The following is an 8,787-nucleotide window of genomic DNA, read 5'->3' as shown; positions in this document are numbered from 1 at the left end:
CCGCCGGGGCCGCCACCGCTGCCGCCGGAGCCGCTGCCGGGCATGCTGAACTTCGGCAGGTTCGGCAGGTTGTTGGAACCGCCGCTCTCACTGCTGTGTTCGCCACCCGCTGTCGAGTCGGACGGGTCGTCGGTCGGCCCGCCGGGGGCCGGCCCGGCGGGCTCCTCGGGAGTGCCGTCGGCAGAGCTCGGCGAGTCGTGGAACAACCGGTCGAGCTGGCTCAGCGGGTCCTGCAGGACACCGAGGTCGCCGATATCGGCCGAATCTGCCGGCAGCGCGCCCGGGTCCACATCGACACCGGCGCCGAGCAGGGTATCGAGCAGGTCGTCGAAGTCGGCATGCGCGGCCGGCGCGGCCAGCAGGCAGGAGCTCAACGCCAACACCGCCGCGACGACCCCTCGGCCCCAACCGCCAACCCGGCGACCGCTCATCTCCTGAAGCCCTTCCTCACCTGCCGGGCAATGGTCAGCGCGGCGAGGATGAACGTAGCGCTTCAAAGTCCAAATGCGCGAGCCGAAAAGTTCGCCGAACAACAAAATTCAATGGCCGTTCATCTACCGTCACCCGGCACGCCACCGCCCGCACATCGACCAGCATTTCCCCAGGTGAGAAGGGAAATTGAGACGGTCGTCACACCGGTTCACAGTTAAAATCAATGCGAATAATTCCGTTACCCACATAATGGCGCCCGACGTTCTCACCTTTTACCGAAGTGCCGGCGGCGGCAGGCATAAAAAATCAGGCCGAGCGTTAATTGCCGCGGCCCTGCGCCGAGCGGCCGGCCCGGCCGAATCGTGCCCTTGCGCACGCCTGCGCGGCTAGCGTTCACCCGGTGACCACAGCTGCGATCGACCTCGGCTCCTGGATCGCTCGGCGGGCGGCGGCAACGCCGCGGCTGCCGGCGATCACTTTCGGCGAAAACACTTGGACGTATGGGGATTTCGCCGACCGTATCGACCGTCTGGCAGCCGAACTGGTCGCCGGCGGGATGCGCCGCGGCGATCGGGTCGGTTATGTCGGCCTCAACCACCCCGACTTTCTGGTCACGCTGTTTGCCGCCGCCCGGATCGGCGCCGCATTCGTACCGCTGAACTGGCGGCTCACCGCCGACGAACTCTGCTACATCCTGGACAACGCGGGAGTGCACACGCTGCTGGCCGACGCCGAACGCGCCGCGGTGATCGACCCGATACGCGCCGAGGCGGGCCTGCGACGCGCGATCGCGCTGACTCCGGTGCCGGGCTGGGAGGTTGCCGACGCGCTGCTCGCCGGCCGTGCTCCGCTGGCCGACCCGGTGTTCTGCGAGCCCGACGACATCGCGGTGATCATGTACACCTCGGGCACCACCGGGCGGCCCAAGGGCGCCATGCTCACCCACGCAAACCTGTTCTGGAACAACATCAATGCGCTGTTGTCGTTCGACACCAGCCAACAAGATGTGTCGCTGGTCTGCGCACCGTTGTTTCACATCGGCGGACTCAACGTCACCACCCTGCTGACCCTGCAGAAGGGCGGCCGGATCGTGCTGATGCCGGCCTTCGATCCCGCCGAAGCGCTGACGCTCATCGCCGAACACCGGGTCACCACCATGTTCGGGGTACCGGCGATGTTCCTGTTCATGGCCCAACTACCGCAGTTCGCCGAGGCCGACCTGTCGAGCGTGCGGTACCTCGTCTGCGGCGGCGCCCCGGTGCCCGAGACGCTGATCCACCGCTACGGCGAGCGGGACATCCCGTTCGCGCAGGGCTACGGACTGACCGAAACGGCGCCGCTGGCGCTGGTGCTGCGCACCGACGAGGTCGGTGTGAAGATCGGCGCCGCGGGCAATCAGGTGTTGCCGCTGTCGGATGTGCGCCTGGTCGACGCCAACAACGTCCCGGTGCCGGCCGGCACCCGCGGCGAGATCTGCGTGCGCGGCCCGCAGGTGATGGCCGGCTACTGGCGCAATCCCGAAGCCACCGCCGCGGTGATCGACGCCGAGGGGTGGTTTCACACCGGCGACATCGGCCAGGCCGATGACGAGGGCTACGTCTGGGTGATCGACCGGGTGAAGGACATGGTGATCTCCGGCGGCGAGAACGTCTACCCGGCCGAGGTCGAAGATGTGCTCTACGGGCATCCGGCCGTGGCCGAGGTCGCCGTGCTGGGCACCCCGCACGAGAAGTGGGGCGAGGCGGTGACCGCCGTGGTAGCGCTGCGCCCGGGTGCGACGTTGGCGCTGGAGGAGCTGCGTGAGTTCGCCCGCGACAAGCTGGCGGCGTTCAAACTGCCCATTCGGCTGGAATTCGTCGACGCCCTACCCCGCACCCAGTCCGGCAAGGTCGTGAAATACCAGCTGCGCGCGGCGATCTCGGATCAGGAGAACGAGTGAGAGCCGTCAGTCCTGGTTGTTCGGCGGCGGGCCGTGCGGACCCGGCTCGCCGGGCTGACCGGGCGAACCGGTGCTGCCGCCGTTGGCGCTGGTCGCCCCGGGCTCACCAGGGTCGCCACCGGGTCCACCCTCCCCGCCGATGCACATCAGCGTGCCGCCTGCACCACCGTCACCACTACGAATTCGGACTTCGGCCGAAGATCAGTGCAGCAGTTCTCAGTTCACGCCCACACTTCGTTGACGCTCACAGACCGTTGGCACGTCTCGATGGAAGGTTCGCCGAAAACACGCCCCGACAGTCGGCCAGCAAATACCACATGGAAGAGTTGGAGAAATGACGAGTCACGAGGTTCTTGGGCAGCGGGCGGCGGCGTTCCTGGCGATGCACCAGCCGGGCAATCCGGTGGTCCTGCCCACCGTGTGGGATGTGTGGTCGGCCAAGCTGGCCGTGGGTGCCGGGTTCAGCGCCGTGACGGTCGGCAGCAAGCCGGTGGCCGAGTCGATGGGCCGCAGCGACGGCGAGGGCATGTCCTTCGCCGAGGTGCTGGGCAGGGTCCGCCAGATCACCGAGGCCGTCGACGTACCGGTGTCACTCGACATCGAATCCGGCTACGCCGAGTCCCCCCAGCGGCTGGTCGAAGCCCTGTTGGACGCCGGCGTGGTCGGGGCCAATATCGAGGACTCGGTGCACAGCCAGGACAAGCGACTGCGGTCGGCGTCCGAGCACGCCGAGTACGTCGCCGCACTGCGCCAAGCAGCCGATAGCGCGGGCACCCACATCGTGATCAACGCCCGTACCGATCTGTTCCTGCGCAAGGACGGCGACGACGCCGATCGCATCGACCGTGCCATAGCCCGGCTCACCGACTGCGCCGAGGCAGGTGCCGACGTGCTCTACCCGGTGGGCCGCCACGACGCGGACACCCTGCGTGCCCTGGCCGCCGGGCTGCCCAAGCCGGTCAACGCGCTCGCCGCACCAGACCAGGACGACCCGGCCTCGTTCGGCCCGCTCGGCATCGGGCGGATCAGTTTCGGCCCGCTATTGCAGGTCAGCCTGGGTAAGCACGCCGGGGAGATCCTGGGCCGCTGGGCCTGAGGCCCCGCCGGTCCCCGGTCCGCATCGGGAGATCCTCGACGAACAATTTGACACCTGTTAAGTTCTCGGTGTGGACAACATCCGCGGTAAGACCATCGCCATCACCGGCGCCGCCCGTGGCATCGGGCTGGCGACCGCCACCGCGCTGTTGCGCCGTGGCGCCCGCGTCGTCATCGGCGACCGCGACACCCATGTGCTCAACGAGGCGGTAAAGCAACTCGGCACCGGCAGCCCGGTCACCGGCCACCCCCTTGACGTCACCGACCGCGAATCGTTCTCGATGTTTTTGGACAAGGCCCGCGCCGACGGTGACGGCCACATCGACGTGCTGATCAACAATGCCGGCGTGATGCCGGTCGGACCCTTCCTCGAGCAGACACCGGAGACCTTCCGGTCAGCCACCGAGGTGAACTTCTACGGCGTGCTCAATGGCTGCCAGCTGGTGCTCCCCGAGATGATCAAACGCCGCAGCGGCCACATCATCAATATCGCCTCAATGGCCGGGATCGTGGCGGTTCCCGGCCAAGTGCTCTACGCCGGAACGAAATTCGCGGTGGTGGGGCTGACCACCGCGATGGCCGACGAGTTCGCCCCGCAGGGCGTCGCGGTCAGCGCGGTGCTGCCGACGTTCACCAACACCGAATTGATCTCGGGCACCACGCCGTCGGCCGCGCAGAAGCCGGTCGAGCCCCAAGACGTCGCGGCCGCGGTGGTCAAGGTGCTCGACAAGCCGAAGACCCTGGTTTCGGTGCCAAGCTTCGGGCGCCGCACCGCGATCCTGGCGACCCTGCTACCGGATCGCGGTCGCCGCTGGCTGAACAAGAAAACCGGCAACAACACGGTGTTCCTGCAGTTCGACACCGAGGCCCGGCGTGCCTACGAAGACCGTGCCCAACACGCCACCGGCGTGATCGAAAACGACTGACCGGAAACCTATCCCAGCGCCTGATCCAGGTCGGCGATCAAGTCGTCGACGCCTTCCAACCCCACCGAGATCCGCACCACCCCGTCACCGAGCCCGATCGCGGCCCGCCCGTCGGGCCCCATCGCTCGGTGGGTGGTGGTGGCCGGGTGGGTGATCAGTGATTTCGCATCCCCGAGGTTGTTGGAGATGTCGATCAACCTCAGCTTGTCCAACAGCTCGAATGCCCGCTGTTTGGCCGTGCCATCCGGGGCATCCCGCGGCGTTCTGAGCTCGAAGGTGATGACGGTTCCCCCGCCGGACATCTGCCGGCGCGCCAGGTCGTACTGCGGATGCGATGGCAGAAATGGGTACCGCACCCAACGCACTGCGGGGTGCTGTTCCAGGTACTCCGCGATCCGCAACGCCGCTGCATTGGCGTAGTCGACCCGAACCGCCAGTGTTTCAAGGCCTTTGAGCAGCAGCCAGGCGTTGAATGCGCTGATCGCCGGGCCGGTGTGACGCATCAGGTTCTGCACCGGACCGTCGATGTAGTCCTGCTCGCCCAGGATTGCCCCGCCGAGCACCCTGCCCTGCCCATCGAGGTGTTTGGTGCCCGAGTACACCACCACGTCCACCCCGAGCGGAAAGCCCTGCTGCAGCAGCGGCGTGGCGAACACATTGTCCAGCACAACTTTCGCGCCGGCGGCGTGGGCCAGCTCTGTGACGGCGGCGATGTCGACCAGTGACTGCATCGGGTTGGACGGCGTCTCGAAGAACACCGCGGTGGTGGGTACCGACAGCGCCTGCTCCCACTGCGCCATGTCGTCGCCGTCGACGAAGACGGTCTCGACCCCCCAACGGGGCAGGATCTCGTTGCAGACCACGAAACACGACCCGAACAGGCTGCGCGCGGCCACCAATCGGTCACCCGCGCCCAGCAGCGCGCCGAGTGACACGAACACCGCCGCCATACCACTGGCGGTCGCGAACGCCGCCGGGGCGCCCTCGATCAGCCGAAGCCGCTCCTCGAACATCGAGACGGTCGGGTTGCCGTAGCGAGAGTAGACGAACCGGTCGACCTCACCGGCGAACGCCTGCTCGGCAGCGGCCGCGGAATCGTAGATATAGCCGGAACTGAGGAACAGTGCCTCGGTGGTCTCGTCGAACTGCGAGCGCAGCAGCCCGCCGCGCACCCCGAGCGTTGCCTGACTGACGCCGTCCGGCAACGGTTTCGGGACGCGGACCGACGGTTCAGCGAGGCTCGACGAAGGAGAGCCGACGCTGGAACCGGCGCATGAACCCGACGGTTCAGCGAGGCTCGACGAAGGAGAGCCGACGCTGGGACCGGCGCATGAACCCGAGTGCGACCGATCGTTCACGACTGTTTCCAGGGCAATCCCAGTGCGCGCCAACCGGTTCCGCCGCGGTGGGAATGCTCGTCGAGCTGGCCCTCAAAACCGTCCAGCACGTTGTAGGACGGGGCGATGCCGGCCGCTGTCGCGGTCTCGGCGGCCGGAATGGAGCGGTTCCCGGAGCGGCACAGGAAGACTGCCGGCCCGGCCGGTACCCGGGCGGTCAGCTCACGGGCGAAGTCCAGATTGGGGCTGCCGTCGGAGTGCACCCATTCCACGCAGACCACCTCGCGGCCCAGGCCGGCCAGGTCGGGCAGTCCCACGAAGCGCCATTCGGCGTCGGTGCGCACGTCGACCAGTGTCGCTGTGGGGTCGTCGCGCAGCATCGCCCAGGCCTGCTCGGGTGTGATGTCTCCTGCGTAGCTCACCTGCCGAAGTCTCGCACCCGCGGCGGGCTCACGCCACCGCGGGGGTCACGGCCACAGCTTGCCCAGCACGGCCGCGACCTGCTCGGCTCGTTCGCGGGCCACCGCCACGTCCGGACCGGTGGCCAATGCCAAACCGAGCCTCCGGCGAGGGTGGCCCTCGTGGTGGGAGAACACCACCGCATCACTTTCGGTCACGCTGAGCGCATCGGCGACCACCGCCACACTGTCGAGTGTGGCTTCGGTGGCGACCGCACCCGGCGGCCGCCGCGAGTAGATCAGCCGGGCGGCGCCGGGCGAGATCATGATGGAGTCGACCGCCAGCCCGAGGATGGCGCGTGCCTGCAGTTCGAAACCGGAGAGCCGCTGGGTGCGCAGTGTCAGCAATGCCGCGTCGTAGGGGCGCACGTCGACGCCGGTGAAGTACACCTCGTCGCCGTGAACCAGCAGTTGCACCCCGAACAGGCCGCGTCCGCCGAGCGCCCGGGCCACCCGCGCGGCGACCGACTTGGCCGTGTCCAGCGCCACCGCGGTCATCGGATAGGGCTGCCAAAGTTCCACCATCAGTTGCCCATTCGGATCCTCTTCGCTGCGATGCCCGATGGGTGCGCAGAAATCCAGTGCCGGGCCGTCGGTGCCGTCGCGATGCACCGCCAGCAGCGTGACCTCGCTGTCGAACTCCACCACCCGCTCGGCCAGCACCCGAGGGTCTGCCCCGGGGCCGGCGGCCGCGACCGCGCGCTGCCAGGCGGGTTCGATATCGCTGTCCCGCACCATCACCGAGCGGCCCTCGCCGAGCGCACCGATCACCGGTTTGACCACCATCGGAAACCCGGCGTGCTCCGCCACCGCCCGAAGTTCCTCGACTGAGCCGGCGAACCAGAACGGCGCCGTCGGCAGCCCGAGCTCATCAGCCGCCAGCCGTCGCAACCCCTCGGGGTTGGCGGCCAGCCGGGCGCCGCGGATGCCCGGCACCAATTCGGTGAAGCCGGTGTCGACAACCGCCGTCAGCGCCTCGGTGGCCACCACCTCGGAACCGACCACCACGAACTTGGGCTGCAACCACCGGATCGCCGCGGCGAGTTCGTCATTGTCGCTCAGGTCGACCACCATCGAGCGGTCGGCGATCCGGTGTAACGCGGCGTCGGCGTAACGGTCGACGGCGATCACCTCGGCGCCCAGCCGCTGCAGCGCCGTCACCAGTTCGCGGCCGAGCTCACCCGAGCCGAGCAGCGCCACCCGGGTCCGACCGGGGCCGGCAGCGGTCAACCGCTCGGTCTCGGACTCCCGCCCTTCCTCGGCCTCCCCGTTCAACTGCCCTACCCTCCCGCGCCAAGGCAATGTTGCATGGTGCTCAAGGATAAAGGTGCAAACGCATTGGGGGTGTGGCGACGGTGAACGCGGTGCTGCTGGGTCCGCTGGTGGGCGCGGTACTGGTGGCAGCCATCGCCCGGCATCGTCAGCTGTCCGCGCCGCTCGTACTGGTGATCACCGGCCTGCTGGTCGGGCTGATCCCGGGGGTACCCGACATCGAGCTCCGCCCCGACCTGGTGCTGTTCGTGATCCTGCCGCCACTGCTGTGGTCGGCCGGGCTGGAGAGCTCTTTCATCAACATGCGCCGCAACCGGCGTTCGATCATGCTGCTGGCGGTGGGGCTGCCGCTGGCCACCACCGTCGCCGTCGGCATGGTCGCCTACTTCACCGTGCCGGAGTTCACCGTTGCGGCCGCGCTGACGCTGGGAGCGGTCGTGGCCCCGCCGGACGCGGTGTCGGCCACCGCCATCGGCCGCCGGGTCGGCCTGCCGCGGCGGACCATGACGCTGCTGGGCGGTGAGAGCCTGCTCAACGACGCCACCGCGCTCACGGTCTACAAAGTGGCCCTGGCCGCGGCGATCGGCGTCGCAACCGGCTGGGGCATGGGGCTGGCGACCTTCGTGCTGGCGGCCGTCGGCGGTGTGGCGGTCGGGGTGGTCTTCGGGACGCTCATCGTGGTCATCCGCGACCGGCTGACCGACCCGCTGGTGGAGAGCGCGGTCGGGCTGGTGGCCCCGTTCGTCATCTATCTGGTGGCCGAAGACGTCCATGGCTCCGGGGTGCTCGCGGTGGTGGTCGCCGCCCTGATTCTCGGGCAGCGGTTCACCCGCGCCCACTACGCCACCCGACTGCAGGACCAGGCGGTGTGGCGAGCGGTTCAACTGGTGCTGGAGTCGCTGGCATTTCTGCTGATCGGTCTGCAACTGCCCACGGTGGTACAGAACATGCAAGGCGTGCGGTTCTCGACCCTGACCGTCGCATCGGTTGCGGTGTTCATCACGGCACTGCTGGTGCGTGCGCTGTGGGTGGTGACGTTTTCCTACCTGCCGCGGATGCTGTCGGCGAGGATTCGGCAACGCGAGCCGGCGCCCACTCCCGGGGCGGTGTTCATCCTGGCGTGGGCGGGAATGCGCGGCGTGGTGTCGCTGGCGGCCGCCTTCGGTGTGCCGTTGACGACGCTGGCCGGGCAGGGGTTCCCGGGCCGGCCGCAGCTGGTGTTTCTGACCTTCGTGGTGGTCGTCGGCACCCTGCTGCTGCACGGGCTGACGCTGCCGTGGCTGATCCGGCGGCGGCGCGATCCACCTGCTCAACGGGCTCTACGACGC

Annotated in this window: 9 protein-coding genes; 4 read left to right on the top strand and 5 right to left on the bottom strand. The window is 68.4% G+C overall.

Annotated features, from left to right (window positions below; translation table 11 throughout):
* The coding region (locus tag DQP56_RS20235) for a hypothetical protein (RefSeq protein WP_205868935.1) at positions 1-431 on the bottom strand (431 nt) is incomplete at its 3' end.
* A 401-nt stretch (positions 432-832) separates the two neighbouring features.
* Here DQP56_RS20235 and DQP56_RS20230 point away from each other — a divergent pair.
* Complete coding sequence (locus DQP56_RS20230; RefSeq protein WP_112688497.1) at positions 833-2,371, top strand: acyl-CoA synthetase; 1,539 nt, start codon at positions 833-835, stop codon at positions 2,369-2,371.
* A 6-nt stretch (positions 2,372-2,377) separates the two neighbouring features.
* On the opposite strand, the gene DQP56_RS25060 is transcribed toward DQP56_RS20230, so the two are convergent.
* Complete coding sequence (locus tag DQP56_RS25060; RefSeq protein ID WP_234825748.1) at positions 2,378-2,518, bottom strand: hypothetical protein; 141 nt, start codon at positions 2,516-2,518, stop codon at positions 2,378-2,380.
* A 187-nt stretch (positions 2,519-2,705) separates the two neighbouring features.
* On the opposite strand from DQP56_RS25060, the gene DQP56_RS20225 reads away from it, so the two are divergent.
* Entirely contained in the window at positions 2,706-3,467 is a 762-nt protein-coding gene (locus DQP56_RS20225) for an isocitrate lyase/PEP mutase family protein (protein ID WP_112688495.1), read from the top strand.
* 70 nt (positions 3,468-3,537) lie between these two features.
* Complete coding sequence (locus tag DQP56_RS20220; protein ID WP_112688493.1) at positions 3,538-4,392, top strand: SDR family oxidoreductase; 855 nt, start codon at positions 3,538-3,540, stop codon at positions 4,390-4,392.
* A gap of 8 nt (positions 4,393-4,400) precedes the next feature.
* Here the strand turns inward: DQP56_RS20220 and DQP56_RS20215 are convergent, their stop codons facing one another.
* The 3 genes from DQP56_RS20215 to purT all read right to left on the bottom strand — a co-directional run bounded on the left by DQP56_RS20215 (position 4,401) and on the right by purT (position 7,462).
* Positions 4,401-5,597: an O-succinylhomoserine sulfhydrylase gene (locus tag DQP56_RS20215; protein ID WP_112688491.1), complete on the bottom strand. Its 1,197-nt coding sequence runs from the start codon at positions 5,595-5,597 to the stop codon at positions 4,401-4,403.
* A 149-nt stretch (positions 5,598-5,746) separates the two neighbouring features.
* Entirely contained in the window at positions 5,747-6,151 is a 405-nt protein-coding gene (locus DQP56_RS20205) for a rhodanese-like domain-containing protein (protein WP_112688489.1), read from the bottom strand.
* A 45-nt stretch (positions 6,152-6,196) separates the two neighbouring features.
* Entirely contained in the window at positions 6,197-7,462 is a 1,266-nt protein-coding gene (gene purT / locus DQP56_RS20200; protein ID WP_112688487.1) for a formate-dependent phosphoribosylglycinamide formyltransferase, read from the bottom strand.
* Positions 7,463-7,542: 80 nt separating this feature from the next.
* On the opposite strand from purT, the gene DQP56_RS20195 reads away from it, so the two are divergent.
* A partial coding sequence (locus DQP56_RS20195; RefSeq protein WP_112688501.1) for a Na+/H+ antiporter occupies positions 7,543-8,787 on the top strand: 1,245 nt, incomplete at its 3' end.

This window comes from Mycolicibacter senuensis, assembly GCF_003284925.1.
Taxonomy (GTDB): Bacteria; Actinomycetota; Actinomycetes; order Mycobacteriales; family Mycobacteriaceae; genus Mycobacterium; species Mycobacterium algericum_A.
Note: the sequence above shows the minus strand (reverse complement) of the source record. Positions and strands in the feature narration are given on the sequence as shown.